General features: G+C 68.1%; 1 pseudogene. It reads left to right on the top strand.

The features are described 5' to 3' along the window. A pseudogene (locus EN874_RS33055) lies at positions 1-301 on the top strand (UbiH/UbiF family hydroxylase); the annotation flags it as partial.

The following is a 301-nucleotide window of genomic DNA, read 5'->3' as shown; positions in this document are numbered from 1 at the left end:
CGAATCCTGGAGCCTCGACGCCGACCATGCCCATGCGAGGCTGGCCGACGGCACCGGGCTGTCGGCATCCCTGGCGGTCGCCGCCGACGGGCGCCTGTCTCCCGCGCGGGAAGCCGCCGGCATTCGCGCTTTCGCGCGGCCTTATCCGCAATCGGCGCTTGTCCTCAATTTCGGCCACCGCAGCGACCACGGCTTCGTTTCGACCGAATTCCATACCGAAACAGGCCCATTCACCCATGTGCCGCTGCCCGGCAGGCGCTCGAGCCTTGTCTGGGTCGTGAAGCCGGAGAAGGCGCAAGAG

The organism is Mesorhizobium sp. M1D.F.Ca.ET.231.01.1.1, from assembly GCF_003999155.2.
Taxonomy (GTDB): domain Bacteria; phylum Pseudomonadota; class Alphaproteobacteria; order Rhizobiales; family Rhizobiaceae; genus Mesorhizobium.
Note: the sequence above shows the minus strand (reverse complement) of the source record. Positions and strands in the feature narration are given on the sequence as shown.